Here is a 26,778-nt window from a genome sequence, read left to right on the forward strand (position 1 = left end):
TATATCTCGATTTCTAAATAAAATTCCTTTAAAATTAAATATTATTTCCCTAAAAACTTTAGACTGGATCTTCAACCTTCTGAATTATTTTGGTTGAGTACATTTCCGTATATCCACAGTTTTTACATATTTTCAAATAAAACGTATCAATAGCTATCTTTGCCCCAACAGCTTTTTTTGTAGGAATAGCCACCTTTTTTATTTCAAACATATCCATTCCGCATTTACAGCATTTTTCATCATTTCTCATACGACCACCTCAAAACGCATTTTTTAACCACTCAATATTTCCAAAACCTTTACCTACTCCAACAATATCATATCTCACATTCCTGTCCCAATTTTTTTTCAAAAGATAAACCTGTGAACTGGCAAGAATCCTACTCTGCTTTTCCTGTGTCACCATCTCAATCGCTGATCCAAAAAAATTATTTTTCCGATACTTAACTTCCACAAACACCAGCGTCTCACTATTCTCTTCAAAAAAAATCAAATCAATCTCCCCAAATCTAGTATAAAAATTACTCTCAACAAACGTAAGCCCTTGCAAAATCAAATATTCCTTTGCAACATTCTCGTATTTAAACCCAATTTCCCTTTTATTCATTCTAATTCACTTTTCCCCTTTTTTGATATTATACCACAAATATCTATATTTATTCTTTTAATATAATACCAATTTTTTACTTTTTTTTCAAGACTGAAAATAAGTCATTTACTCTTACTGTAAAAATTTAAATGAAAGCTCACCTTCCAAAAAAACAACATCATTTTTTTTATAAATCACCTCATTTTCAAATTCGACCAAAATTTCTGAATCTAAAATAGATGATTTTACCAGCAAAGAATCTGAATTTATCTGTTTTACCACTTTCACTACAGCTTCTATATGTGGAGAGTTTGGCAAAGGCTGCGTAGCACTCAATTCACTGTTCATATCTATTTTCAAATCTTTACGCACATACTGAATAAATAATTCTACTCTGACAATATCCCCTTTGCTAATAGTATCTTTTACATTGTATTCTACAAACGAAACATTCCACTTTTTTCCATTATTTCCCAATTCTTTTATTAACGCCATTCTGTCATATTCATATTTCCTCAAACTCTCTACTATATACATGTCTATTCTTTCTTCTCACTATCTACCAATATCTTCTTCAAAAACGTCTTCCTATGATATCTACAAGCCCCTTTTTCGAGCAAAATCTCCCTATGTTTCTTAGTCCCATACCCCTTATGCTTCTCAAACTCATATTCAGGAAATTCCTTTGCGATTTCACAAAGCATTCTATCCCTTGTAACCTTCGCCACAATCGAAGCTGCTGCAATGGATAACGACTTACTATCCCCTTTCACGACACACTCCTGCTCACCCTCATATTTTCTAATCAAATGATTACCATCAACCAGAACTATATCAAAAGCTGATTTTTCCGCTACTTTACTAATTGCACGTCTCATCGCAAGAAATGTTGCATTCAAAATATTTATCTCATCAATTTCCGCCTCCGAAGCAATCCCAATTCCCATAATACAATTTTTTTCTATTGCCTCAAACAATCTTTCCCTTTTTTTCTCAGTCAATTTCTTTGAATCATTAATCTCCTGCAATTCTGGAAAATCCTGAATCACAATCACAGCTCCAGCTACAACTGGTCCTGCCAAAGGCCCCCTTCCAGCTTCGTCAACTCCAACAACAATCTTATTGTATTTTTCATCAAATTCCATTAATTCGTTTTTTTTATTCTCTAATTTTTCTTTATCCATAAGTTTTTTCCTCTATTTTTTGTAATTTTATTTAGTAAATTTATTAAATAACCTTTTATGAAAATATTTTTAAAATATCCAAATTAATAATTTTCAAACACGTTCTAATTAAAAAGTTTCAAACTCAAGCCCACATTTTTTCAGTGCCTTTTTAAAATCTTCTGGCAATTCTGCAATAAATTTCATCTTTTCTTCTGTAATTGGATGTTGAAATTCCAGTTTATAGGCATGAAGCATTTGCCGTTTTTCACTGTCTGGCCTTCCGTAAACACTATCGCCCAAAATTGGGTATCCTAGATGTTTCATGTGAACTCTGATTTGGTGAGTCCTTCCTGTTTCAATGTAAACTCTAACAAGCGTAAATTTTTCTGCCTGCGAAATTACTTCATAATTGGTAATTGCAGTTTTCCCTGAATTTAAGTCATTTATTACAGCCATTTTCTTCCTGTCGTTTTTATCACGTCCAATTTGCGTTACAATTCTCCCGCTTTTTTGATTCAATTTTCCCTTCAAAATTGCAAGATAAGTTTTTTTAACAGTTTTATCATGAAACATTTGCGACAATTTCAGATGTGCCTTATCATTTTTTGCAATTATCAAAAGTCCGCTCGTATCCTTATCCAGCCTATGCACAATACCAGGACGTATTTTCCCATTTATTCCCGACAAATCTTTAATATGATACAAAATTGCATTTACAAGTGTTCCCGAATAATGTCCATTCGCAGGATGTACAACAATTCCCGCCCTTTTATTGATAACTGCCAAATCATTGTCCTCATAAATTATTTCAATATCAATGTTTTCAGGCTTGATTTCAACAGTTTCGAGCTCTGGAATTACAACTTTTATTGTATCATTTTCTTCAATTTTATAAGCAGGCTTTGTCTTTTTTTCATTTACCAAAATATTTTCGTCTTTTATAAGCTGCTGAATCCGTGTCCGTGTCAATTCCAGCCTTTCTGACAAAAATTTATCAATCCTGCTCCCAGCCTCTTCACTTAAAATAACGATATTTTGATTATTCTCACTATCTTCAGTATCAATTTTATCTTCAAATTCATTTTCAATTTCATATTTTTCTTTCTTTTCATTCATAATTATCTATTTTTCTTTCTTTTATAATTTTTTTATTTCCCAAAATTTCATTCCCTTTTAAAATTTATCCCGTCAATACAATGATTGTAAATCAATTCCTTAATTTCATCCATATTATTAGTTTCATAAAATTTCACAAGCAATTTTAAAAATTCCTCCTGATATTTTATAGGAACTGAAATAATCCCTGCACCATTTTGAATCATCACTTGATTTGCCGCCATCATGCTTGTCCTTTTATTTCCATCATAAAAAAGCTGGCTTCTCATTAAATATAGCATTAAGTTTATTGCTTTTTCTGTTGCAGAATTTTCACTTTCTAAAATCTTGTTCAAACTGTCATTCACTTTTTCTTTATCAGGAATTTCAGGCTTCCAATCTGTTCCACCCATACTGACATCAGAAAATCTCAATTGTCCTGGAAAAGGATTTACATTTGCCTCTCCAATAAGTTGATTTGTTTTACAGATATAATTTAAATCAACTGGATATTCAATATTTTCCAAAATAAATTCCCACGAATATTTTAAATTAACAATGGCATTTATATCCTTAATTTTCATATTCTGAACTCCCAGCCCCTGAAAAATGGTTTCTGTCTGAGGATAAGTTACTGCTATTCCTTCTAAATTTGCCGATTTCCAAATAGAATCTACTACATTTCTTTTCGCAACAAAAATATTTTCCTCTAATGTCATTTTATACTTGTCTTCCATAAATTCACTCTTTTCTAAAAATTTTTCATCAATTTCTTAACTCTCATCATCACATTTCTGAAAAATACTCATTTCCTCTGAATAACCTCTATTATGATGATTCTTAGCCAAAATCGCCACTTCCTCGTCAATTTTTTCCAATTTTTCAAAACTTCTTTGTGCATGATTTTGCAATTCTGTCTTAAATCCCAATTTATGTAAAACTCTCGTTATAATCGACACATTCCCTTTCCCGCAGTCATGTAAAAGTGCCAATTTCAAATACTTATCATTATTTTTCAATTCCGTTTTCTTCACTTTTTTATAAACTTCAAGCGAATGAAACTTATCATAATCAGACATTTCCAAAAATATTTTCTTTTCTTTTTCTGTCAATTTTTTCAAAACTTCATTCATATAAGCCCTATTAATCTTCGGCTTAAAATACTCCATTGCTTTTCTAATTATATACATTTTTCCAACCTCTTTTACATATTTTTTATTTATATTTAATTTTTTATTTGACCTATCCAATAGCCACACAAACTCAGAATTTACAAATGAAATATATTCTCTATTTTCTTATACTATTCCCCGTTTAAAAAGCGAATATTTATTTTAATTATTTGAAAATAAATATTAGGTTTAATCTATAAAAAGATTTATAATTTATTCGTTATTCAAATGGGGTTTAGTATTAATTTCTACATTTCCTTTACAACTATATCCCCAAAAATTTTCTTCAACTTCCTAACATTTTTCCCCTTTTTCCCAATAAATTCCCCTTTATCTTTCTTTTCAACAAAAAATACTGTAAAATAACCATTTTTCTCAATTTTTTTAATTTTAGCAATATTTTTTAATTCATCATTTAAATCATTTATTTTACTTGCAAAATTTCCTGCTTCTAAACTTTTTTCATTTAATTTCAAAAAATTTTTTCCATCATTCTCATTTTTTAAAGCCACCAGTTCTTCAATATTTTTCACATCAAAAAAACTGATTTTCTCCAATTCCTCTGAAAAGTCAACTTTCTCCAATATCAAATATTTCCCATCAAGTGCCTTATCTTTTATCCCTAATTTTCTATTTTCAAAGTTTTCATTATTTAATTTTTCAATATCAAACTTTGTGTTATTTAAAATAAAATTACTCATAATCCGCACCTGCTGCGGCAAAAATCCATCTCCCACAAAATATAGCCTGCCATTTTCATACTTCACCAAAACTTCCCTTATATGATTCTTTAATTTTTTCCCCTTTTCTGAAGTAAATTCGTAAAAATCCCTTTTCCCAGAAACTTTCTCACAAATCTGACTTATTCTCTCTTCATCATTTTTCACAAGATTTTCTGGATATTCATAAATATAATATCTTTTTTCAATCATTTGCGGAAATTCTAAAAATGGCAATGTTCTTACCACTTTATTAATTTTCAGCCCTTCTATTTCCAAAAATTTTAATTTAAAAAAATCAATAGCATCTTTGGAATTTATATAAAGAATATTCTCCTTTGCACTTACATTTGCATCAGTCCTTCCAGCCTGCTGAATACCTTTAAAAATCTTAATTCCATTGTTTTCCAAAATTTTCCTAAATTCTAATTTAACACTTTTTTTATTTGGATTTTCATCAAAAGATTCAAACTTTTCTCCATTATATTCTATAAAAAACATATATCCAAAATATTTTGTATTCTCAAAATTTCTTATTAACTTATCCATTTTTATTTCCCCTCAAAAATATTCTTCTATATTATACACTATTTCTAAGAAAAATTAAAATTTAAAATTGAACTATTAAAAATTATATAAACTTTTTGAAAAAAACAGTCATAGTTTTTGAGTTCTGTTTTTAAATTATTTTTATTATATAAATGATAAATGGTATTAGAACTGCTATAACTCCAAAAAAAAAGACTATTTTTTAATAGCCTTTACTTTATTACTTTTTTATTTATTTTTTTGTTTTAATTTTTTTCTTCATTTTCTCCTATTATCTTTTCTCAAACTTTAAAATTGCCCCGCTTCTGGCATCAATATTAAATTCATATCTAGACTTATTAGCAATGAATTCTATATCATAAACCGCTTTTCCGTTTATATTATCCAGCTTGATTTTTTTAAAACTGGCAGCCGCTTCTCCAACTCCAGCATGTGCCAATGCAATTTCCTTTGCTTTGTTTGGTGTTATTTGTGTATCAGAAGTTTTTATATTCACCTTTGGGATCAATTTTGTTTCTCTTTCATATTCAATTTTTCCATACCCAAAATTGTTTCCTTCCATCAAAAAACTTGCTGAAAGAAGAAATATTACTAAAGTAATTGTATAATTAAAACATCCTTTTTTTATTATTCTATTTATCATCTTATCTTCTCCATAAACTATTTGTGAACTACTCTCACTTAATAGAAACGAGAGATTCTTGGGAAGTATTTGCCTTTACAGCAAAATATATTTACCAAGCTCTTCGGACAGTCCCGACCCTGCTTTTGTTAATTATTACTATTTTTATCTTCACTCCAATTAATTATTTTTCCAGTATAAACATCTATTTCAAAATTATAAGCAACATTTCGATAACTGATTTTACCTTTATAAAATCCTTTATTTCCTGAATCAAATTCAATAACATTTGCAAATGTCGCTCCAGGAACTTTAGCTAATGCAACTTGTTTTGCTTTAATTGTAGTCACTTTTTTTCTTTCTTTTTCAATTGAAAAAGCTAATAAACTGGCTAATACCATTCCAAATAATGTTATTTTAAAAAACTTGATTTTCATGCATCTGCCTCCTTTCAAAACAATGTCTATAATATCTATTTATCTATAACTTTTACCTTTTTCTTCTTAATATACAATTACTAAAATTTCTCCTTTCTTTATATTGATATAATTTTTTCATTTTTATATTTAAGATATCTAACTAAATTGTCTAAAAAACATTATTATACTCGAGTAAATAAGTCTGATACTTAAGTTGAGCTATGTATCATTCATTCTGACAAAATAATAATACCACACAAACATTAAAGAAAAATGAGAATTTTAAATTTTTCATATTTTTTTAAAAATCTTTTTTAGTTTTGTATATTAATCGGTATTTCAGAGTGATAATTTTTTTAATTTAAATTTTCTTGCTATTTTTTTACTAAAGTTAATTTTTATTTTGTTATTATATACCCAAACCTATTAAAAATCACATAAACTTAGGATCTTTGTTAAGATTTAAATCAGCTTTACTATAAAATTAATGTAAAAGTTGTACCTACTCCAACTTCACTTTCTACAAAAATTTCTCCATTGTGCAATTCCACAATTTTTTTTACCATAGAAAGTCCAAGACCTGAATTATCTCCACTTTTAGAAGAATCCACTTGATAAAATCGCAACCATATTTTATCCAATTCATTTTTTGGAATTCCTATTCCATCATCAGAAATTTTACTAATAATTTTATTTTCTTCTAAAAATAATTCAACAGTAACTGTTCCATTTTGCTTTCCATAGGAAATTGCATTTGAAATTAAATTTGTGAAAACTCGCATAATCATCATTTCATCAATATTTGCATAAATTTCTGGAACAATTTTTGTAATGAATTTTATATTTTTAGATTTTGCAGTAGAAATTTGAGTTTCTACAGTCATTTCTAGTAATTCACTTAAATTAATATTTTCTAAGTTCAACTTTTGCTTTCCTCTTTCCATACGTGCCAAAGTTAGTAGCTGCAACACTAATTTTGACATTTTTTGTCCTTCTTTTTCAATAATTTCAAAGGATTTTTGAGCTTCTTCAAGTGAATTTATATAACTTTTTCCATATTCTGCCTGCGTTTGAATAACTGTGATTGGTGTTCGCAGTTCATGTGAAACATCTGAAGTAAACTGAACTTCATTTTCAAAGGAAGCCTGAAGTCTGTCAAACATAACATCAAAAGTATTAGCAAGCGTATGAAGTTCATCATCCCCCTCTCCAAGATCAATACGTTGTGAAAGATCATTTCCTTCGTTGATCTTTTCTGCAATTTTTCTAATTTTCTCAATTGGCATAAAAGCATTTTTTGTAATAATATATCCTCCAATTGCTGAAAGTATAAGAAAAAACGGCAAAATTATAAAGGAAATACGAATAACCGTTTCAATGGCATTAGATTGTCCAATATTAGGCATTACTCCTCTAATCCATACTTTTCCATAACTTCCAAGATTAATCATTTTATTATAAACATACCATTTTTGATTATGACTTTTTACAATTATAATTTTATCATCTTTTGATTTTTTATTATCCATTTCAAATCCATTTGGCGAATTTCCATAAAGAAATTTAAAATCTTTGTCATAAATGGAAATTTCCACATTTTGAATCATTGTATCAAAATTGCTATCAATTATGATTTCTCCATCTTTTATTGTCAAGTAGTCAAGCCTATGAATCACGACATCTTTTAAATAAGTACGCACACTTGAATGAATTATGTTCTCACTTATGTAAAAAACAATGTACAACGACGACATTACAAGCAAAATCATAATTCCCATGTACCACAATCCTATTTTTAGCCGTATTGAACTGTTATTAAAATATCTTTTCATATTTTTACTATTTCAATTCCTTTTCCAATTTTTTTAATTTTATATACAAAATAAAAAATATAGCGTTATAATTTTTATTCGTATAAATTTTTACATAAAGTATTTTTTATATGCTAATAAAATTATTTAAGCATAAATGAGTTTTTTGACAGTATACTCGAACAATATTATTTTGTTATTCAACTTTTAAAACATATCCAACTCCACGGATTGTATGAATCAGCTTAGGTTCAAAATCTTTGTCAATTTTCCTTCGCAAATATCTGATATAAACATCAATAACATTTGTACCACCTTCATAATCATAATTCCATATATGCTGTTCAATTTGCTCCCTTGACAGTACACGTTCCTTATTTCTTATCATGTATTCCAAAATTGTAAATTCTCTTGTTGAAAGTTTTATTGGAACATCATCACGAAAAACATCGTGAGAATTACAATTTACTCTTAAATTTGCAATTGAAAATACATTGCTTGCCGAATTGCCATTTGCAGAATTCCTTCGTAAAAGAACTCTTATTCTCGCCATCAGCTCATCAAAAGCAAAAGGTTTTACCAAATAATCATCAGCTCCGTAATCAAGCCCTTTTACTCTATCTTCAATTCCATCTAGTGCAGTTAGCAATAAAACTGGTGTTTTTATTCCCTTTTCCCTTATTGTCTTTAAAATTTCAAATCCATCTATTCCAGGCAGCATAATATCCGAAATAATTACATCATATTCAACAGAAAAAATATAATCAAGTGCATCATTTCCATTAAAGCAGCTATCTACGCCATATTTTTCCATTACTAATTTTTTTACAATTATATCATTTAAATTTTTTTCATCTTCAATTACTAAAATTCTCATAAATTTTTACCAACCTATCTTTTTGCCACTGTTGAAAATACAAATTTATCAGGTCTATACGAATTTACACCATACTGAAACAATGTTCCATTAGATAAATAAGTATGACTTTCAATTACAACAACCGAATTAAATTCTTTTAGATCCATATATTTTTTTTCGTCTTCAGTGGCATATCTGAATTTAATTTCCCGCCGTGAATGAGATATTTTCAATTGTAATTTATTTTCAAGATAATCATAAGTTGAACTTTCTGCAATTTTTCTATCCAAAAATGGAACAATTTTCATATCAAAATAAGTTGTTTCATATTCGAGAGCTTCTCCATCCAAAATACGAGTACGTGAAACTTTGTAAAACAGATCTTCTTCAGATGCTTCAAAAATATCCATAATTTCTTTAATTCCACTAACAACATTTAGTTCTATCAAATTAGTAGTAATGTCTATATTTTCAATTTTGTTAAGTTCCTTTGAAGTTCTAAGATTTGATAAGCTATTCTTAAAACGTCCATTTTCCAAAATCATCGAATTTTTTCCTTTGATTTTTTGAATATATCCATCCAATTCAAGCATAGAAAGTGCTTTTCTTATAGTATCTTTAGAATACGAATATTTATGTGCAAGCTCAGATTCGCTTTCTAGAAATTCTCTTGCCTTGAATGTTCCGTTTGTAATCTTTTCTTTTATATCATTATAAACTTCTTTATATTTGCTCACTGACTATCTCCTTTCAAAAAACATCAACTTATTATATCTTATAAATAGAAAAATAACAATGGTTAGAACAAATAAAAATCAATTTATAATAAAAAAACAAGGAGAATAAAACTTCTCCCTATCTTAAAAATTTATAAAAATACATTTCCATTTTCATCTATTGCTTTATAGGCTGGTCTAATTAATTTTTTATCAACAAGAATTTGTTCCATTCTATGTGCATTCCAGCTAGCTATTCTAGCTAAAGCAAATAATGGTGTAAATATATTTTGAGGAATGTTTAAAAGTTTATATACGAATCCTGAATATAAGTCGACATTTGCACAAATTTCAAAATTTTCCCCTTTAAGCTCTTTTCCGATTTCCTTTGTGAATTTTTCAATATTTGAAAATAATTCAAATTCTTCAAGTGCATTTTTTTCTTTTGCCAGTTCGTAAGCTTTTTTCTTTAAAATTACAGCACGAGGGTCTGATATTGTATAAATTGCATGTCCCATTCCATAGATTCGTCCTGTTTTGTCAAAGGCTTTTTTTTCAAATATTTCTTTTAAATACTTTTTCAATTTAATTTTATCATATGGATTAGTATTTTTTTTAATATCTTCTATCATTTTTATAACCATTATATTGGCACCACCATGCATTGGTCCTTTTAATGAACCAATTGAAGCAGATATTGAGGAATATGTGTCTGTTCTTGTGGAAGAAACTACATGAGAAGTAAAAGTAGAGTTATTTCCACCACCATGTTCTGAGTGAATAACTAAAATTAAATCTAATACTTCAGCTTCTAATTCCGTAAATTCATTATCACTTCTAAGCATATGAAGGACATTTTCTGCAATGCTGTATTCTTCCATTGGATTATGAATTATTAGGCTTTTATTAAAATGTTTATAATTACATGCCTGATAACAGTAAACAAGAAGGCTTGGAAATTTTGCAATTAAATTTAAAGATTGATCGATTAAGTTTGAAAGACTGACATCGTCTGGATTTTCATCCAAAGTATAAAGACACAAGATAGCTCTCTGAAGCTGGTTCATTATATCAGTGCTTGGTTTTCTAAGTATAAAGTCTTCAATAAACTCATCTGGAAGATGACGATATTCCTTGAGGGTACTTACAAACATTTTTAATTCAAAATTTGAAGGAATTTTTCCAAAAAGTAGCAAGAACATAGTCTTTTCAAAATAAAATTTTTTTTCTTCTTTAAACTCATTCAAAAGATGATCTATAGAAATTCCTCTATAATAAAGTCTTCCTTCTTCTGGAATTTTTTTCCCATTTTTATCAATTGAATAACCGAGGACAGAACCAATTTTTGTTAATCCTACTAAAACTCCTGTTCCATTCTTGTTTCTAAGTCCTCTTTTTACATTTAGCTTGTTATAAATGTCGTCTGAGATAGAATTATTTTCAGTAAATAATACTCCTAATTCATTAATAAAATCACTTTTCATACACACCCCCTATTCCAGATTTTTAATGATTTTGTTTGTAAATTCAGTAGTTGTAGCATTTCCGCCTAAATCTGCTGTTTTATAACCATCAGTTAATGTCTTTAAAATGGCTCTTTCAATATTTTTAGCAAAATCATCAAGTTTTAAATATTTTAACATTTCGATTGAAGAAAGTAGCAATGCAAGCGGATTTGCCTTATTTTGTCCTGCAATATCTGGTGCTGATCCATGTACTGCCTCAAAAATAGCAATATCATCTCCAATATTAGCCCCAGGTGCAACTCCAAGACCACCAACGAGTCCAGCTACTAAATCTGACAAAATATCTCCGTATAAATTCATTGTAACAATTACTTTGAATTTTTCAGGATTTGTAACAAGCTGCATACACATATTGTCAATAATAAGTGCTTCTAACTCAATATTTTCATATTCTTTTGAAATTTCTCTTGCAATATCCAAAAACATTCCATCAGTAAATTTTAAAATATTTGCTTTGTGAACAACGGTAATTTTTGAAATTCCATTATTTTTTGCATATTCAAAAGCACTTCTAATAATTCTTTCGCTTCCTTTTCTCGTAATTCTTTTCACAGCGATTGCACTAGTTTTTTCTTCATTCTCATATTTTTCTTCACCAATATAGATTCCTTCAGTATTTTCACGAAAAATAGCCAAATCAATATTATCATACCGAGTTTCAACTCCAGGTAGATTTCTAGAAGGTCTAAAATTTGTATATAAATCGTATTTTTTTCTAAGATACACATTTATACTTCTAAAACCTTTTCCAATTGGTGTAGTAATAGGCCCTTTTATCGCAATTTTATTTCTTTCAATGCTTTTATAAAGGCTTTCTGGTATAAGTTCTCCAGTTTTTTCGTAAATATCCGATCCAGCATTTTCAGTTTCAAATTCCACAGGAACTTTTGCTGCATCAAATATTTTTACTAAACTTTCAGAGATTTCATATCCAATTCCATCTCCAGGTATTAATGTAATTTTTTTCATAATATCTTCCACTCTTTCTAAATTATTTTTTATATAAATTACAGTAATTCCAGTTTAAATTTAAGAGATAACTTATTCAAAATTTTTAAATATTTTTAACTCAAAATCAAACTAGAACTACTGTTATTCACGTTTTAACTCAAAAATTCATCACTCGTAGCGAATTTTAAATATCCACCAAATTTCAAGATTTTAAGTTCTCTTTCTGAACCATTGAATTTAGCAGGGAATTCAATATTTTTAGTAAGATTTTTAACAATGAATCTTCCGTTTATCAATGAATTTGGAATATTGGATAATTGTAATTCGTCATATTCATCAATTTTGTTGTAATCTTCTACATTTTCAAATTCTAACGGTATAATTCCACTGTTTATCAAGTTTGCTTTGTGAATTCTTGCAAATGATTTTGCGATAACAGCTTTTATACCAAGATAAAGTGGTAATAATGCAGCATGTTCACGGCTAGAACCTTGTCCATAATTTTCTCCACCAACAACAATTCCACCGTCATTTTTTTCAGCTCTTTCTTTGAAATCTGGAATAATTGTTTCAAAACAGTGTTCAGATAATTTAGGAATATTTGAACGGAATGGCAATAATGCGGCATTCGATGGACAAATATCATCTGTTGTAATGTTATCTCCTGTTTTTAAAATAACCTTTTTAGTAAAACTGTCTTTTAATTCTTCTCCAATAGGGAATGGTTTAATATTAGGTCCCATAACGATTTTGGTATCTTCTCTTTCTTTCTTTGCTTCCTCTTCATTAGGATTAGGGAAAATAAAGTAGTTATCTGATACTTCAAATTTTTCTGGATCTTCAATGATAATTTCTTCTCCTAACTCTCTAGGATCTGTCAAATATCCTGTGATTGCAGATGCAGCGGCTGTTTCTGTACTTACTAAGTAAACTCCTGCACTCATTGTTCCGCATCTTCCCTTGAAGTTTCTGTTAAATGTTCTAAGTGAGATTCCATCTGTTTTTGGTGCTTGTCCCATTCCGATACAAGGTCCACATGCAGCTTCTAGTAATCTTGCTCCAGCCGCTATAAATTTAGCCAATGCTCCATTTTCTGAAATCATTTTCATAATATTACTTGAACCTGGCGATAAAACAAGACTCACATCTGGGTGAACTTTTTTCCCATCTAAAATTGCTGCAAGTTTCATAAAATCTGAATAAGATGAATTTGTACATGAACCAATCGCAATTTGATCAACTTTCAATTTTTTGTCTTTCGGAATTTCATGCACGTTATCAGGACTATGAGGAAAAGCCGCAAGTGGCACTAATTCATCTAAATTAACAACTAGTTTTTCATCATAAACTGCATCCTCATCAGGCAATAATTCTACAAAATCTTCTCCACGTGATTGTTTTTCCAAGAATGTCTTCGCATTTTCATCACTTGGGAAAATTGAAGTTGTAGCTCCTAGTTCAGCTCCCATATTTGTAATAGTAGCTCTATCCTCAACAGATAACGATTTTATACCTTCTCCAGTATATTCCATTACAAATCCAACTCCACCTTTTACTGTCAATTCTTTCAACACATATAAAATTACATCCTTAGCTGACACCCAAGGTTGTAATTTCCCTTTAAGTTCGATGTTATAAACTTTTGGAACTTTCAAATAATAAAGTCCTCTTGCCATACCAATCGCAACATCAAGTCCACCTGCTCCAATTGCAAGCATTCCAAGACCTCCACCAGTAGGTGTGTGACTGTCTGAACCAATCAATATTTTTCCTGGTTTACCAAATCTTTCCAAATGCAATCTATGACAAATTCCATTTCCAGGTTTTGAAAAAACAATATTATGTTTTTTGGCCGATGTTTTAATAAATTCATGGTCATCCGCATTTTCAAAACTCGATTGTAACATATTGTGATCGACATAAGCCACAGAAATCTCCGTTGCTACTTTGTCAACATTCATTGCATTAAGCTGTAAATATGCCATTGTTCCCGTGGAATCTTGCGTAAGTGTCTGATTAACTCTTACTGCGATTTCGTTACCTGCTTTTAATTCTCCTTTTAGAAGATTTTTTTTCAAAATCTTGTATGTTAAGCTCATACCCATTTTTGACCTCCCGATTAAAATTTTCTATATGGACATATTATAATACTAATCCAAAATTGTGTCAACGATACATATTATATATTTTTTATATAATTACATATATATTATTAATCATTACAAAACTTCTAATAAAAACCGCTATTTTACGATATAAAAATTATTTTATCAATTTATTTTTTTTTCATTTGTATACCAAATAAATTGACTAAGAAAATAATACTTTATTTTTAGAATTTTATACTCGACCCCATTTAAAATTAAACTATTAAAAAATTATAATTTTTTTGTAATGAGAACTACTGTATGAAATTTTCAAAACATTAAAATTACTATTACTTATGAAGCAAACAATTTACTCTGTCTTTTGTTATAAAATTTTATTGACTTTTTATATAACAGATGTTATAATACTATAAAATTAAAAATAGTGGAGGTATTTTTATGAAACAAAATATTTTAAATGATATTATGAAAATTAAATCAAAGGAAAAAGAATTTTTAAAAAATATTTTTCTGGTATTAAGCGGGGTTATATTTTTATCAGTAATGTCTCAGCTTATAATACCGCTTTATTTCACTCCTGTACCTATTTCACTAGGATCATTTGGAATAATAATGGTAGCATTATTATATGGCAGAAAATTGGGAACAGCAACTGTACTTTCCTATGTTGTGGCAGGTAGCTTGGGAGCTCCTATTTTTGCTGGATTTAAAGCAGGTTCATTATTTTCTCCAACAGGAGGATATATTGTAGGATATGTTGTAGCTGCAGTAATTTTAGGATTTTTATCTGATAAAGGTATTGCAAAATCTTATGTGAAAACATTTCTTTCACTATTACTTGTAAGTGTTATTATTTTTATATTAGGTGCATTAGTATTGATGTTATTTGTGCCTATTAAAAATGTATTTATGGCTGGTGTACTTCCTTTTATTCCTGGAGATATGCTAAAAGCAGTTGTTGCAACTCTTTTATTTCCAAGATTATGGAAATTTATTAAAAAAAATAAAAATTAAATTATTTGTTAGACAAAGAATCTCCTTTAAAGCAATTTTTAGGAGATCTTTTATTTAATTATCATAATTTTTTATTAACACAACTTTTTGAATACAAAGAAAGGAAAAAATAGATGTTAAAAAATAATAATCAAACTGAATTAGTTAAGTTTATATCACACTTAAAAAATAAAATTATAAATGAAAAATATGACATAACTCATGATGAGGCAATCTTTTTATCAAAAATTCCTAATGATGATATTGAAACTTTAAACTTGCTTTTTGAAGCAGCAAATCAAATTAGAGAAAAATTCTGTGGAAAAAATTTTGATTTGTGCACCATTGTTAATGCAAAATCTGGAAAATGCTCTGAAAATTGTAAATTCTGTGCACAGTCAGTTCATTTTAAAACAGCAGTAAATGTCTACGGTCTTATTTCAAAAGAAATAGCACTTTGTGAAGCCAAAAGAAATGAAAATCAAGGTGCTCATAGATTTTCACTTGTAACAAGTGACAGAGGATTTAATGGAAATGAAAAAGAATTAAACAAATTAGCTGAAATTTATGAATTTATAGGCAAACATACTAATAAATTAAGTCTTTGCGCCTCTCATGGTATCTGTACTAAAGAAGCATTACAAAAATTGGCTGATGCAGGTATTTCAATGTATCATCATAATTTAGAAACATCAAGAAGATTTTATCCTAATGTCTGCACATCTCATACTTATGATGATAGAATTAATACTATAAAAAATGCAAAAGCAATTGGACTAAATGTTTGCAGTGGCGGAATATTTGGTTTAGGTGAAACTATCGAAGATAGAATCGATATGGCATTTGATTTAAAAGCATTGGAAGTTAATTCTGTTCCGATAAACATCTTAACTCCAATTCCTGGAACTCCATTTGAAAATAATGAAGCATTAGAACCATTAGAAATTTTAAAAACTGTATCCATTTATCGTTTTATTATGCCTAAAACTCATTTAAGATATGCTGGAGGAAGAATTAAATTAGGAAATTATGTAGAAACTGGCTTAAAATGTGGAATCAATTCTGCACTTACAGGAAATTTCTTAACAACTGTAGGGACAACAATAGAAAAAGATAAGAATATGGTAACAGAATTAGGTTATAAAATTTAAAAATTTTTTGTGAATTTTGTAAAAAAAAAGGCAATCTCAAAATTTTTGAGAAAGCCTATTTTTTATAACTTTGATCTTTAATTATTTTTTATCTTCTTTGCTGTTTTGATTGTTGTTGATAATTAAATGCTTCTAGCTTCATGGAAATATTTTTTTCTTTTCCATTAGAAGCTATTTTTAAATTAACTGTATCTCCTATTTTCTTAGCAGCAAGTTCTCCGATAAATGATCCTGCTGATGTTACACGTTTTCCATTAATTTCAAGAATTACATCATTAACTCTTAATCCAGCTTTTGATGCTGGAGAATTTGGATAAACTTGTTGAACTAAAATACCTGTTGAATATGAAATTCTTTTTTCTGTCTTTAATTCAGGCGTTAAATCAAGTACTGAAATTCCAATATACGGTCGTTCATATTTTCCACTTCTTATAATTGAATCCCTTACATTTTCAGCCAAATTTGAAGGAATTGCAAAACTTAATCCTACACTTCCACCATTTGGAGAATAAATTGCAGTATTTACACCAATAACATCTCCATTGATGTTAAGAAGCGGTCCACCACTATTTCCTTGATTTATAGCAGCATCTGTTTGAATGAAATTTTCTACTTGTTCAATTCCAAGCGAACTTCTTCCAGAAGCTCCAATTACACCAACAGTCATCGAACTATTAAGTCCTAATGGATTTCCAAATGCAATCGCCCAATGTCCTATTTTTATATTATCTGAATTTGCAAATTTTAAAGGTTTAAATGTTCTATTAGCATTTACTTTCAAAATAGCAATATCAACTTCTGGTGATGTTCCAACTAATTTTGCTAAATATTCATGTCCATCAGATAATTTTACATAAATTTCATCAGCACCATCAATAACATGGTTGTTAGTCATCATGTATCCATCACTTGAAATTATGAATCCTGATCCCAAACTTCCTGACTCACGTCTTTGCTGTCTTACACCAGAAGTTCCAAACAAAAATGCCTCAAGCGGATTATAAGTTTCTACAATAATTGTCTTTTTAGTTCTTATATTTACAACAGAATCCTTAGCCTTGTCATAAACTGAAGCAAATGCATCCTGAGCACTATACATATCTCCTGTAACGTTTGTATTTTGAACAATTTGTTTATTTTGCAAAATATCTGTATTATTTGCAGCTGCAGTTGCTGTAAGAGCAGCCGCCATAAATGATGTCGTTATGAGTTTTTTTAATTTCATATTTTAAAATCTCCTCTTTTGTAAAATTTATATTTTTTAGTCACCCAATGTTAATTATTTTACTCTTCTTTTCTTAGAAAAAATGATATTCTCATTTTTTTTATTCTTAGATTTTATAAATTTTTATTTAACAGAAAATAGCAAAATTCCTTATTCTTAAATAAAATTATCTTGCTTTTTAATAAAAATTAACATACACTAAACATTTAAAACATACCTATTGAAATAGCCTTTATAAATATTTCTTTTAGCATTTCTATAACTATTAATCCTAAAATTGCAGAAATATCAAAACTCATATTTCCAATAGGAATTACTATTCTAAATATTCGTAAATATGGATCTGTAATTTTTCTTATCCATTGAAAAACTATTACCTGATTGTATGGATCGATCCACGAGCCTAAAATATTTAATAGAATAAGAAGAGAATATAAATCAAACACTTTTAATATTATTTCTATAATAATATCCAAAACTTTACCTCCAAAATTTAAAAGGTTATTGAATTTTTATAACAATCTAACTAAATTTTAAATTATAATCTTTGAACAAATCTATTAATTATTAAGAACAATTTTAATTGCTATTAATAAATTAATTCTTTTAGTTTGTAAATTTGAACTGTCAAATAAACTTGTCATTTTTTATTTGTTCAAGATATTTTTACATTTTATAATATATCCAATTCCTGAAACTATTGTTAATATTAATGGAATAATCAATAAGATATTATTTACTGCAAAGCTAAAAGGTATCAAAATTATTATTGTAAGTGCTGCCATTTGAGTTGCAGTTTTCCATTTTCCAAGGCTTTCTGCTGCAATTACAGCTCCTTCAGCCGCCACAATTGAACGAAGCCCTGTTATTAGCAATTCTCTAAATATTATAATTATTACAAACCACAAACTAATTTGAGTAAATTTTGCAAGTGTAACTAAAGCTGAAATAACAAGAATTTTATCAGCCAATGGATCTAAAAGTTTTCCTAAATTTGTAATCATATTATATTTTCTTGCAATTTTTCCATCATAATAATCTGTAATAGCAGCTCCTATAAAAATAATTGCTGCAAATATTCTCATTGTCATGGAAATTCCTGTATCTTCTGATAATTCTAAAGCTAAACTTAAAAATATTACAAATGGAATAACCAAAATAATTCTTAATATTGCTAATTTGTTAGGTAAATTTATTTTCATTTTTTCACGCTCCTTCATAATTTATTATTTTTATTTAATTTTCTGATTTTGTTTTATTTTATTACTTTCTTAGCTAACTACAAACAAGTAATGTTATGCTTTGATTTATGAAAATTCTTTTTAAGTATTTATTTTAGCAATGCCTTTATACTTAAATTAAATTTATCTTCATTTTCCATTGAGATTACTTTAACCCTTACAATTTGACCTTCTTTTAGTGCATCTTCAGTCTTTTCAACTCTCTTGTTGCTTATTTCCGAAATATGCAAAAGTCCTTCTTTTCCAGGCAATACTTCCACAAATGCGCCAAATTTCATTAATTTCGTAACTTTTCCTTCATAAATTCCATTTAACTCAACAGACTGTGTTTGATTTTTTACAAGTTCCAATGCTTTTTTCATACCTTCAGATTCTTTTCCAAAAATCGAAACAGTTCCATCATCATCAATATCTATTGAAACTCCAGTTTCATCAATAATCGCTCTAATAACTTTTCCTCCAGGCCCAATAAGTCCTGCAATCTTGTCTGGATTAATTTTGATAACTTCAATTTTTGGTGCATTTTCAGAAACTTCAGCTCTAGGTTCGCTTATTACAGCTTCCATTTTATCAATAATGAACATTCTTCCTTCCAATGCTTGTTTTAAAGCTATTTCCATTATTTCTCTTGTAATTCCTTCAATTTTTATATCCATTTGAATCGCAGTAATTCCATCTTTTGTACCTGCAACTTTAAAGTCCATATCTCCCAGATGATCTTCAAGTCCTTGAATATCAGTAAGTACAGTAAACGTGTCCCCTTCTTTTATAAGCCCCATTGCAATTCCTGCAACTGTTGATTTTATAGGCACTCCAGCTGCCATTAATGCAAGCGATCCTCCACAAATTGTCGCTTGTGATGAAGATCCGTTAGATTCTGTAATTTCAGAAACAAGTCTTACTGTATACGGAAATTTGTCTTGATCTGGCATAACATGCTTTAATGCTCTTTCAGCTAAATTTCCATGTCCTAGCTCACGTCTTCCAGGTGCTCTCATGAACCCAGCTTCTCCAACTGAATATGGCGGAAAATTATAATGCAGGAAGAATTTTTTACGTGTTTCATCTTCCATTCCATCAATAATTTGTTCATCTTCTTTACTTCCAAGTGTTGCAACAACCAATGCCTGAGTTTCTCCACGTGTAAATAATGCTGAACCATGCGGTATTGGAAGTGTATCTATTTCCACATCAATTGGACGGATTTCAGTAGTTTTTCTTCCATCAGCACGATATTGCTTATACAAAATAGCATTTCTTACAAGTCTTTTTTCTACATCTCTGTAATATTTTTTAAATTCCTTTTCAAGATCTTCATCAATTTCTCTTTCTTCACTTTCAAGTTTTTCAATATATCTTTCAAAAAGTTCTATTTCTAAATTGTCAATTGCTTCATATTTTTCCAATTTACCAGGTGTCATAATCGCATTTTCAACTTCATTTTCAAAGCTGTCAATAAACTCTTTAATTTCAGGCTCTACTTCCTTTTTTTCAAATTCATATTTTTGTACGTCAAATTGTGCCAAAAATTTATCCTGCTCTGCACAAATTTCCTTAATCTTTTCATGTCCAAACATAATAGCTTCCAGCATTACTTCTTCAGAAACCTCTTTAGCTCCAGCTTCTACCATTGTTACAGCATCTTTTGTACCTGCAACTGATAATTGGATTTCACTTTCCAAAAGCTGATCTCCAGTTGGATTCAGAATATATTCTCCATTAATATACCCAACTGTAACTCCAGCCACAGTTCCCGCAAACGGAATATCTGATAATCCTAATGCAGCAGAAACTCCGATTGTAGCCAGATTTTCAGGATAGTTCACTTCATCATAGGAAAGTACCGTAATTACAATATGAACTGCATTTAAAAATCCTTCTGGAAATAACGGTCTAATCGGTCTGTCAACCAATCTTGAAATCAGGATTTCATCAGTTCCTGGCTTAGTTTCCCTTTTTATAAATCCTCCCGGAAATTTTCCAGATGCATAAAATTTCTCAATATAATCAACTGTAAGCGGAAAAAAATCCTGTCCTTCCTTGACATCCTTACTTCTAGTCGCTGTAACCAAAAGTACAGTTCCTCCACACTGCACAATAACTGATCCCCCAGCCTGACGTGCAATCTTTCCAGTACTTATCTTAATTTGTTGGTTTCCTAAATTAAAACCATAAATTTTCTCTTCAAACATTTTTCCTCCTAAAAATTTTTATTTTTTAAGAAGGGAGCAAATAATAGTAAAATTCTTTACTCACTTAATATTTATCGTTTAAATTAATAAAAAATTTTACAATTACTTACTCAAAATACCTTCTTAAAATTTCTTTAATTATACCATTTTTTACGAATTTTTACAAATTTTTTAAATCAAAGATATGGTAAAAAATAAAAAGGTTGCATTTTTTTAAAAAATACATTATAATTAACGATATATATTTGAAAGGAGAGCTATTTCTAATGTTTAAAGAATTTAAAGAATTTATATCAAGAGGAAATGTAATGGATCTTGCAGTTGGAGTTATAATTGGGGCTGCTTTTGGAAAAATAGTAACTTCGTTAGTAGATGACATAATTATGCCTGTTATCGGAATAATTTTAGGAAAAATTGATTTTTCAAACTTAAAATTAGTTATTACACCTGCCAGCGGTTCAACTCCAGAAGCTGCAGTAAAATATGGATTATTTATCCAAAACGTAGTTAATTTCTTTATTATGGCTTTTGTTATTTTTCTTATGGTAAAATTTGTAAATAAATTAAGAAAACCTGCTGTGGCTGAAAAACCAGCTGAACCAGCTCCAACAAAAGAAGAAACATTATTATCTGAAATCAGAGATATTTTAAAAAATAAATAAAAAATTATATTATAATTTTACTTGTATATTGGCAAGAAGTATCAGATCCCGCAAAAATTTCATAACAAATCTTCTACTTAAATATTAAAAAATATTATAGCAAAGGGATGTATCTTCTTGTCAAAATAAAAAAATTCCTGTTTATTTAAAATTGTAGAATAATATTATTTAAAATCTTTAACACATTTTAGTCCAAAATTAAATACAGCTACTATCAAATACATTTAATAATTCAAATCAAAATATTAAGGAGGCTATTATGGACTTTGAAAGCAATAAAAATAACGATAACAATGAACAACATCATTCAAAATACGATATGGAAGAGTTAAATAAAATAAGAAATGAAGTAATAAATAATTCTAGTACTTCAAATTTGACTGACACTTATTCCAGTTCCAATGAAAATACAAAAAATAGTTCCATTACATTGACTTTAGATGATCTAACTGTAAAAAATATAAAATTTATGGCAACGGTAATAAAAGTTCTGTCAGTTCTAGGAATTATTGTAGGAGTTTTTCAAATATTAATATTATTCCTTGGAATTTTTACTATTATAATTTCAATTAAATTTTTTAAATCAGCAAACGCTTTAGAAGATACTCTCATCACGAAAGATGGAGAACAATTAAAATCATACTTCAATGAGCAGTCAAAAGCCTTAAAACTATATATTATTTTTATAGTAGTTAGTATTATTATAGGTATTCTCTTTTATGGAATTGTTATGCTTTTTGCAATAAGCGCTTTAGCTGATTCATTATAATTTTATTACTAAAAAACATATTTTATTCACTTTTAGCAAAGGATATTTTAATGAGAATAATATAAAATTTTAAATTAAGTTGAGAGTGTCCAAAATTTTGTATAAATATCTACGTAAATTAAAAAAATATATATAATTATACAAAAAAATGTACACTCTTAACTCTAAATTTTGATTTTAAAATTTATTTTATTAAAAATTAAATACTAGATATTACAACTGTTTTTATTTTTCCAATTTCATCATAACTTTGATCAATTACAACTCCCCATATCAGATTAACATTTTTATCCTTTATAATATCAGAAATTTTTTCTGTAATTTTTCCAATATCTATAAGTGAAACACTTTGTCCTGTTGTAAAATTTATTAAAACTCTTTTCGCATCTTCCAATTTACCCTCAAACAAGTTATTTTCCATAAGTTGCTCAATTACTTTATCAACTGCATTATCTCCCTTACCTTCTCCCACTCTAATAATTGTATTCTTAGCATTATAAAGAACAGCTTTTACATCTAAAAAATCAATATTCATAAATCCAACTTCTGTCAAGATATTCACAATTCCCTCAATACCTTCCTTTATGATCAAATTTACTGTATTATAAACAGATTCAAGAGTCTCTTTTCTATCAATATAATTATATAATTTTTCATTTGGAATAATAATTAAGCTATCTGTAAGTTTTTCAATTTTCTTTATTCCTGTATTCGCAATTTTCAAAGTTTCAAATCCTTCCAAATAAAATGGACGTGCAACGATACTAATAGTAAAAATTTTCAATTTTTTTGCAATCTCAAGAATGACAGGCATTACTCCGCTTCCAGTAGATCCACCAATTCCTGAAATTAAAAATAAAATATCTGTCCCGTAAAGTAGTTCCTGAAACTGATTTTCACACTGAAATGCCACTCTTTCAGCCTGCTCCATACTGCATTCCCTAACTCCAGTATCCAAAAAAATTTTTTTTTGTGCTCGACTTATTTCAGAATTTTTATTATCTGTGTCAACCGTTATGTATTCAACTTTCTTTGTTCCCGAAGATATCATAAAATTAACAAAATTTATCCCCATTCCGCCAATTCCAACAACTTTCATATTTACTTTATCCTTCATATCAATCCCACTTTTGCAAATACAAATCTTTGCAAATCTCCCTTCTATTAAAGATTTTTAATATTAAAATTCAACTTTTTATAGTTATATTTTAGCAGATTAGAAAGGGTATTTCAAGTAAGAAAAAATTACAGTTAAATTAATAACTGCAATTTTTCGTTCTCTATTTATTATTTTTTCCCAACTTCACTCAATTTTTCAAAAATAATCGACTTTGTAATCACATAAAGCAAAATCACTATTAACAATGGCAACACTATTGATGTCAATAAAAGTATTCCAATAATAACTGGTGCATCTTCAACTAAATCATTAGAAATAGTATTTATTTCCTTTGTAAAGTTATCAATTTTACCTTTTGCACTATCTATTTGTCCAGGAATATTAAAAATACTTTTTGAATGATCTAGTGACAGCATTTCATCCTTTACTTTAGTTAATCTGCTTAAATCCTGATTTAGTTCAACAGTTGCAGGATATTGGTACTCTTTTTGAAAATATTTTGAAATTGCTGAATTTACATATATCGCACCTGGCAAAACTATATAAATATAAAGCAAGACAAAAAGTGAATATTTTGAAATTTTCTTGAAAATTCTTGTAACTTTATTTTTATAAATAGTATATGGAAAAACTGTAATCAATGAAATAAACGTCAAGATTGTAGCCAATTTTACTTTAAAGACCTCATAATAAATTGTTTCCAATTTTAATATAACAACACTTGCAAGTGAAACTTTCCACAAAATATTTATCATATCGTAAATAGGCTGAACAATATCTCCAATCTCAATTTCCATCCCAACAATCATACTTACATTAACTGTACTTCCTTCAATAATATCTGTAGTCCCCTTCAAAAGAGACAATGTCAAAAACATCTTTTTAGATTCTTCATAAGTCTTTTCCAAATACGGCATTGTCAAGTTTTTAAAAAAATTAAAAACCGTATGCTCAAAAATCTTATCCATTATTCCAAAAATACATAAAACTAATCCAACTACAATTAATATTTTTACTAAAAGATTCTTTTTCTCAGAATCCCATTTTGGAGAATTACCTTTCTTATTTTTCTCTAAATTTTTCTCGTTTCCCGCTGTCAAAACAGCCTCATTTTTTTCTGCCAATTAATCTCACTCCTTTTTTCATTTTTCTTTTATTATTTTTTTATTTAAATCAATCCCATTCTAAAATTTTTCTCACAACATAAGAAGCCAGCACAAGCCCAGCTGTTCCAGGCACAAATGAATTACTTCCAGGCGTAGTTTTTCTCGGAATTTCATTATTTTCCCTAAATTCAGTCGGCAATTCTTCCTTAAATAATTCTGATTTGTCAGGTTTAACTGGAATTTCCCTTGAATACACAACTGGTACATTTATAATTTTTTTCTTTTTTAAAATACTCCTAATCGTTCTTGCCATCGGACAAACAGATGTATTTTTTATTTTTGCAATTTCTACCATTTCTGGATGCATTTTATTCCCAAATCCCATTGAAGAAATAATATTTATTTTATTTTTTACACAATATTCAATCAAATTAACTTTACTCCCAATCACATCAATAGCATCCACCACAAAATCATATTTATAATTTTTCTTACTATTATCCAAATCTTTTGATTCTTCCAAATTTTCAACCTTCTCAAAATTTCCTAAAACTTCCTCAATATCATCGGCTATCAGCTTTTTCACAAGTTCAACTTCACATTCAGGATTAATATCCAAAATTCTATCCTTCATGACCTCAACTTTAGACTTCCCGATCGTACTTCTAAGTGAATGAAGCTGTCTATTAATATTTGACTCTGAAATTTCATCAAAATCAACCATCGTAATATGCCCGACTCCAGCTCTCGCCAGAGCCTCCACAGTATAAGACCCAACTCCTCCAACTCCAAAAACTATAACTCTTGAATTATTCAACTTTTCAATTCCATCTTCTCCAACCATCATTGAAAATCTGGCAAATGTCTGATTCTTATTATTCATATTTAAAATCTTTCTCCTTTTCAACACTTATTTTTAATCATTTACAAAAGTATAAAAATCCCAATAAAAACAGTATCTTTAAATTTCTATCTTTATTATTTCCTCTCTACTTTTTTATTATTTAAAAAAAGCAAAATTTCAACTAGATTGGATTTTTACTCCTCTCATATCTTTTCAATTTTAAAATTTTCGCCCCTATTATATCACAAATGTGAACTACTCCCGCTTTTAGAAGCGGGAGCTTCTTGGGAAGTATCTGCTTTTGCTAGCCAAATATATTTACCAAGCTCTTCGGGCAGTTCCTGCCCTGTTTTTTTATTTCCTAATATTTCAACATTTCTTTTCCAATATCTCTTATATTCAGTGCCGCATTGTAATCTCTATCAATTTCAATTCCACAACACTCACATTTATAACTTCTTTCTGATAATTTCAGTTCCTCTTTAACATTTCCACATTTACTACAAGTTTTCGATGACGGAAACCACCTATCTATCTTCAAAAATTGTTTCCCTAAAAACATCAACTTATACTCAAGCATTCTCAAAAACATTCCCCATCCATTATCTCCTACACTTTTTCCAAAATTTAATGCCTGGCTCATCCCTCTCATATTCAAATTTTCAACAACCACAGCATTATAATCTTCAGATAATTTTTTCGATAATTTATGCAAGAAATCTCTTCGGCAATTTTTGATATACTCATGTAGTTTTGATATTTTCGATCTTTGCTTATACCAATTTTTAGAAAATTTTACTTTTCTCGATAATGATTTTTGTAATTTTTTCAATTTTTTCTCCAACATCCTAAAATATCTTGGATAATCAGCCCTTTGATTTTCAGAACTGACAAATAATTCAGACATTGAAAAATCAAGTCCAATCACTTTATCATTACTTGGCATTTTTTGAATTTCTTTTTCAAATTCCGTCAAAACAGAAACATAGTAATTTCCATTACTGTTTGTCAATGTTACCGACTTTATTTTATAATCCTTTGGTATTTCTCTATGATATTTCAATTTTACTTTTTTCAATTTTGGCAAAACCAAATATTTGTTTTCCTCAATTCGTATCGAATTATTCACACAATTTGTCGTGTAACTTTTAACATTATTCTTTTTAGATTTGA

Annotated in this window: 28 protein-coding genes; 4 read left to right on the forward strand and 24 right to left on the reverse strand. The window is 28.6% G+C overall.

Annotated elements, in window-relative coordinates; all coding sequences use genetic code 11:
• Positions 1-58: 58 nt before the first annotated feature.
• The 16 genes from ACO409_RS01995 to ACO409_RS02070 all read right to left on the reverse strand — a co-directional run bounded on the left by ACO409_RS01995 (position 59) and on the right by ACO409_RS02070 (position 14,299).
• Positions 59-250, reverse strand: a complete 192-nt coding sequence (locus tag ACO409_RS01995) for a zinc ribbon domain-containing protein (RefSeq protein ID WP_314712996.1) — start codon at positions 248-250, stop codon at positions 59-61.
• Positions 251-259: 9 nt separating this feature from the next.
• On the reverse strand, positions 260-607 hold the full coding sequence (locus ACO409_RS02000; RefSeq protein WP_485554341.1) for a YraN family protein: 348 nt from the start codon (positions 605-607) through the stop codon (positions 260-262).
• Positions 608-721: 114 nt separating this feature from the next.
• Positions 722-1,126 (reverse strand): hypothetical protein, encoded by a 405-nt coding sequence (locus ACO409_RS02005; protein ID WP_485554343.1) that lies wholly within the window; start codon positions 1,124-1,126, stop codon positions 722-724.
• 2 nt (positions 1,127-1,128) lie between these two features.
• Positions 1,129-1,773, reverse strand: coding sequence for a ribonuclease HII (locus ACO409_RS02010; RefSeq protein WP_485554345.1), 645 nt, complete (start codon positions 1,771-1,773; stop codon positions 1,129-1,131).
• 108 nt (positions 1,774-1,881) lie between these two features.
• A complete protein-coding gene (locus ACO409_RS02015) occupies positions 1,882-2,871 on the reverse strand; it encodes an RluA family pseudouridine synthase (RefSeq protein WP_485554347.1) in 990 nt (329 codons plus the stop codon).
• 47 nt (positions 2,872-2,918) lie between these two features.
• Positions 2,919-3,569 carry a Fic family protein gene (locus ACO409_RS02020; RefSeq protein WP_485554349.1) on the reverse strand — a complete coding sequence of 217 codons (651 nt, stop codon included), beginning with the start codon at positions 3,567-3,569 and terminating at the stop codon, positions 2,919-2,921.
• 54 nt (positions 3,570-3,623) lie between these two features.
• A complete protein-coding gene (locus ACO409_RS02025) occupies positions 3,624-4,040 on the reverse strand; it encodes an HD domain-containing protein (protein WP_485554351.1) in 417 nt (138 codons plus the stop codon).
• Positions 4,041-4,270: 230 nt separating this feature from the next.
• Complete coding sequence (locus ACO409_RS02030; RefSeq protein WP_485554352.1) at positions 4,271-5,290, reverse strand: pseudouridine synthase family protein; 1,020 nt, start codon at positions 5,288-5,290, stop codon at positions 4,271-4,273.
• 271 nt (positions 5,291-5,561) lie between these two features.
• Positions 5,562-5,933, reverse strand: a complete 372-nt coding sequence (locus tag ACO409_RS02035; protein ID WP_485554353.1) for a PepSY domain-containing protein — start codon at positions 5,931-5,933, stop codon at positions 5,562-5,564.
• Positions 5,934-6,061: 128 nt separating this feature from the next.
• Positions 6,062-6,349, reverse strand: a complete 288-nt coding sequence (locus ACO409_RS02040) for a PepSY domain-containing protein (protein ID WP_485554354.1) — start codon at positions 6,347-6,349, stop codon at positions 6,062-6,064.
• Between the two features lie 458 nt (positions 6,350-6,807).
• Positions 6,808-8,163, reverse strand: coding sequence for a sensor histidine kinase (locus ACO409_RS02045; protein WP_485554356.1), 1,356 nt, complete (start codon positions 8,161-8,163; stop codon positions 6,808-6,810).
• 175 nt (positions 8,164-8,338) lie between these two features.
• Positions 8,339-9,019: a winged helix-turn-helix domain-containing protein gene (locus tag ACO409_RS02050; protein WP_485554358.1), complete on the reverse strand. Its 681-nt coding sequence runs from the start codon at positions 9,017-9,019 to the stop codon at positions 8,339-8,341.
• A gap of 14 nt (positions 9,020-9,033) precedes the next feature.
• Positions 9,034-9,738, reverse strand: a complete 705-nt coding sequence (locus tag ACO409_RS02055; protein WP_485554360.1) for a UTRA domain-containing protein — start codon at positions 9,736-9,738, stop codon at positions 9,034-9,036.
• Positions 9,739-9,869: 131 nt separating this feature from the next.
• Positions 9,870-11,201 carry a citrate/2-methylcitrate synthase gene (locus ACO409_RS02060; RefSeq protein WP_485554362.1) on the reverse strand — a complete coding sequence of 444 codons (1,332 nt, stop codon included), beginning with the start codon at positions 11,199-11,201 and terminating at the stop codon, positions 9,870-9,872.
• A gap of 9 nt (positions 11,202-11,210) precedes the next feature.
• Positions 11,211-12,212: an isocitrate/isopropylmalate dehydrogenase family protein gene (locus ACO409_RS02065; RefSeq protein ID WP_485554364.1), complete on the reverse strand. Its 1,002-nt coding sequence runs from the start codon at positions 12,210-12,212 to the stop codon at positions 11,211-11,213.
• Positions 12,213-12,346: 134 nt separating this feature from the next.
• A complete protein-coding gene (locus tag ACO409_RS02070; protein ID WP_485554366.1) occupies positions 12,347-14,299 on the reverse strand; it encodes an aconitate hydratase in 1,953 nt (650 codons plus the stop codon).
• Positions 14,300-14,740: 441 nt separating this feature from the next.
• On the opposite strand from ACO409_RS02070, the gene ACO409_RS02075 reads away from it, so the two are divergent.
• Positions 14,741-15,316: a biotin transporter BioY gene (locus tag ACO409_RS02075; RefSeq protein WP_485554368.1), complete on the forward strand. Its 576-nt coding sequence runs from the start codon at positions 14,741-14,743 to the stop codon at positions 15,314-15,316.
• A 113-nt stretch (positions 15,317-15,429) separates the two neighbouring features.
• Positions 15,430-16,446, forward strand: a complete 1,017-nt coding sequence (gene bioB, locus ACO409_RS02080; RefSeq protein WP_485554370.1) for a biotin synthase BioB — start codon at positions 15,430-15,432, stop codon at positions 16,444-16,446.
• Positions 16,447-16,534: 88 nt separating this feature from the next.
• Here the strand turns inward: bioB and ACO409_RS02085 are convergent, their stop codons facing one another.
• The 4 genes from ACO409_RS02085 to pnp form a co-directional block, all read right to left on the reverse strand.
• Positions 16,535-17,671, reverse strand: coding sequence for a S1C family serine protease (locus tag ACO409_RS02085; protein ID WP_485554371.1), 1,137 nt, complete (start codon positions 17,669-17,671; stop codon positions 16,535-16,537).
• Between the two features lie 206 nt (positions 17,672-17,877).
• A complete protein-coding gene (locus ACO409_RS02090; protein WP_485554373.1) occupies positions 17,878-18,147 on the reverse strand; it encodes a YggT family protein in 270 nt (89 codons plus the stop codon).
• A 171-nt stretch (positions 18,148-18,318) separates the two neighbouring features.
• Entirely contained in the window at positions 18,319-18,873 is a 555-nt protein-coding gene (gene pgsA / locus ACO409_RS02095; protein WP_485554375.1) for a CDP-diacylglycerol--glycerol-3-phosphate 3-phosphatidyltransferase, read from the reverse strand.
• A gap of 128 nt (positions 18,874-19,001) precedes the next feature.
• On the reverse strand, positions 19,002-21,104 hold the full coding sequence (gene pnp / locus ACO409_RS02100) for a polyribonucleotide nucleotidyltransferase (RefSeq protein WP_485554377.1): 2,103 nt from the start codon (positions 21,102-21,104) through the stop codon (positions 19,002-19,004).
• Between the two features lie 266 nt (positions 21,105-21,370).
• Between pnp and mscL the strand changes: the two genes are divergently transcribed.
• Both mscL and ACO409_RS02110 read left to right on the forward strand, forming a co-directional pair.
• Positions 21,371-21,766, forward strand: a complete 396-nt coding sequence (mscL, locus tag ACO409_RS02105) for a large-conductance mechanosensitive channel protein MscL (RefSeq protein WP_485554379.1) — start codon at positions 21,371-21,373, stop codon at positions 21,764-21,766.
• Between the two features lie 259 nt (positions 21,767-22,025).
• Positions 22,026-22,535: a DUF5362 family protein gene (locus ACO409_RS02110; RefSeq protein WP_485554381.1), complete on the forward strand. Its 510-nt coding sequence runs from the start codon at positions 22,026-22,028 to the stop codon at positions 22,533-22,535.
• Positions 22,536-22,734: 199 nt separating this feature from the next.
• On the opposite strand, the gene ACO409_RS02115 is transcribed toward ACO409_RS02110, so the two are convergent.
• The 4 genes from ACO409_RS02115 to ACO409_RS02130 form a co-directional block, all read right to left on the reverse strand.
• The gene (locus tag ACO409_RS02115; protein ID WP_485554383.1) at positions 22,735-23,652 is read right to left on the reverse strand and encodes a cell division protein FtsZ; all 918 of its coding nucleotides are present in this window, start codon (positions 23,650-23,652) and stop codon (positions 22,735-22,737) included.
• Positions 23,653-23,822: 170 nt separating this feature from the next.
• Positions 23,823-24,779, reverse strand: a complete 957-nt coding sequence (locus ACO409_RS02120) for a hypothetical protein (RefSeq protein ID WP_485554385.1) — start codon at positions 24,777-24,779, stop codon at positions 23,823-23,825.
• 49 nt (positions 24,780-24,828) lie between these two features.
• Complete coding sequence (locus tag ACO409_RS02125; RefSeq protein ID WP_485554386.1) at positions 24,829-25,644, reverse strand: tRNA threonylcarbamoyladenosine dehydratase; 816 nt, start codon at positions 25,642-25,644, stop codon at positions 24,829-24,831.
• Positions 25,645-25,966: 322 nt separating this feature from the next.
• A partial coding sequence (locus tag ACO409_RS02130; protein ID WP_485554388.1) for an RNA-guided endonuclease InsQ/TnpB family protein occupies positions 25,967-26,778 on the reverse strand: 812 nt, incomplete at its 5' end.

The organism is Leptotrichia sp. (assembly GCF_057270615.1).

What these genes read in the sequence shown, in the direction of transcription:
- ACO409_RS01995 (WP_314712996.1), bottom strand. Translation starts at nt 250, where the DNA reads ATGAGAAATGATGAAAAATGCTGTAAATGCGGAATGGATATGTTTGAA.
- ACO409_RS02000 (WP_485554341.1), bottom strand. Translation starts at nt 607, where the DNA reads ATGAATAAAAGGGAAATTGGGTTTAAATACGAGAATGTTGCAAAGGAA.
- ACO409_RS02005 (WP_485554343.1), bottom strand. Translation starts at nt 1,126, where the DNA reads ATGTATATAGTAGAGAGTTTGAGGAAATATGAATATGACAGAATGGCG.
- ACO409_RS02010 (WP_485554345.1), bottom strand. Translation starts at nt 1,773, where the DNA reads ATGGATAAAGAAAAATTAGAGAATAAAAAAAACGAATTAATGGAATTT.
- ACO409_RS02015 (WP_485554347.1), bottom strand. Translation starts at nt 2,871, where the DNA reads ATGAATGAAAAGAAAGAAAAATATGAAATTGAAAATGAATTTGAAGAT.
- ACO409_RS02020 (WP_485554349.1), bottom strand. Translation starts at nt 3,569, where the DNA reads ATGACATTAGAGGAAAATATTTTTGTTGCGAAAAGAAATGTAGTAGAT.
- ACO409_RS02025 (WP_485554351.1), bottom strand. Translation starts at nt 4,040, where the DNA reads ATGTATATAATTAGAAAAGCAATGGAGTATTTTAAGCCGAAGATTAAT.
- ACO409_RS02030 (WP_485554352.1), bottom strand. Translation starts at nt 5,290, where the DNA reads ATGGATAAGTTAATAAGAAATTTTGAGAATACAAAATATTTTGGATAT.
- ACO409_RS02035 (WP_485554353.1), bottom strand. Translation starts at nt 5,933, where the DNA reads ATGATAAATAGAATAATAAAAAAAGGATGTTTTAATTATACAATTACT.
- ACO409_RS02040 (WP_485554354.1), bottom strand. Translation starts at nt 6,349, where the DNA reads ATGAAAATCAAGTTTTTTAAAATAACATTATTTGGAATGGTATTAGCC.
- ACO409_RS02045 (WP_485554356.1), bottom strand. Translation starts at nt 8,163, where the DNA reads ATGAAAAGATATTTTAATAACAGTTCAATACGGCTAAAAATAGGATTG.
- ACO409_RS02050 (WP_485554358.1), bottom strand. Translation starts at nt 9,019, where the DNA reads ATGAGAATTTTAGTAATTGAAGATGAAAAAAATTTAAATGATATAATT.
- ACO409_RS02060 (WP_485554362.1), bottom strand. Translation starts at nt 11,201, where the DNA reads ATGAAAAGTGATTTTATTAATGAATTAGGAGTATTATTTACTGAAAAT.
- ACO409_RS02065 (WP_485554364.1), bottom strand. Translation starts at nt 12,212, where the DNA reads ATGAAAAAAATTACATTAATACCTGGAGATGGAATTGGATATGAAATC.
- ACO409_RS02070 (WP_485554366.1), bottom strand. Translation starts at nt 14,299, where the DNA reads ATGGGTATGAGCTTAACATACAAGATTTTGAAAAAAAATCTTCTAAAA.
- ACO409_RS02075 (WP_485554368.1), top strand. Translation starts at nt 14,741, where the DNA reads ATGAAACAAAATATTTTAAATGATATTATGAAAATTAAATCAAAGGAA.
- bioB (WP_485554370.1), top strand. Translation starts at nt 15,430, where the DNA reads ATGTTAAAAAATAATAATCAAACTGAATTAGTTAAGTTTATATCACAC.
- ACO409_RS02085 (WP_485554371.1), bottom strand. Translation starts at nt 17,671, where the DNA reads ATGAAATTAAAAAAACTCATAACGACATCATTTATGGCGGCTGCTCTT.
- pgsA (WP_485554375.1), bottom strand. Translation starts at nt 18,873, where the DNA reads ATGAAAATAAATTTACCTAACAAATTAGCAATATTAAGAATTATTTTG.
- pnp (WP_485554377.1), bottom strand. Translation starts at nt 21,104, where the DNA reads ATGTTTGAAGAGAAAATTTATGGTTTTAATTTAGGAAACCAACAAATT.
- mscL (WP_485554379.1), top strand. Translation starts at nt 21,371, where the DNA reads ATGTTTAAAGAATTTAAAGAATTTATATCAAGAGGAAATGTAATGGAT.
- ACO409_RS02110 (WP_485554381.1), top strand. Translation starts at nt 22,026, where the DNA reads ATGGACTTTGAAAGCAATAAAAATAACGATAACAATGAACAACATCAT.
- ACO409_RS02115 (WP_485554383.1), bottom strand. Translation starts at nt 23,652, where the DNA reads ATGAAGGATAAAGTAAATATGAAAGTTGTTGGAATTGGCGGAATGGGG.
- ACO409_RS02125 (WP_485554386.1), bottom strand. Translation starts at nt 25,644, where the DNA reads ATGAATAATAAGAATCAGACATTTGCCAGATTTTCAATGATGGTTGGA.